The sequence below is a fragment of the Photobacterium sp. DNB22_13_2 genome, assembly GCF_052873915.1.
The window spans coordinates 1-252 of record NZ_JBNNXU010000209.1 but is presented as its reverse complement, the minus strand read 5'-3'; the positions used below and the strand labels follow the sequence as shown (position 1 = coordinate 252).

Annotated in this window: 1 protein-coding gene; it reads right to left on the bottom strand. The window is 61.9% G+C overall.

Annotated features, from left to right (window positions below; translation table 11 throughout):
• Positions 1–247 (bottom strand): LacI family DNA-binding transcriptional regulator (locus ACVA58_RS28400; RefSeq protein ID WP_446513572.1); only part of this gene is annotated, 247 nt, incomplete at its 3' end.
• Positions 248–252 lie beyond the last annotated feature (5 nt).

The following is a 252-nucleotide window of genomic DNA, read 5'->3' as shown; positions in this document are numbered from 1 at the left end:
CTTCAATGCCGCGTGCCAGCTCCGCAAAGTATGGGTTGGTGGCGGTCGGTACCAGTACGCCAATGGTGCGCGTGGTCCGGTGCTTGAGCGAGCGTGCGACCGCGCTGGGCACATAGCGTGTGGCGCGAATGGCTTCTTCCACGCGCTTGCGGGTCTCCGAGTTGACCGGCCTGGTGTTGTTGATGACGTGTGAGACGGTGGTGAACGAAACCCCAGCCAATGCTGCGACGTCCTTGATGGTTGCCATGACGA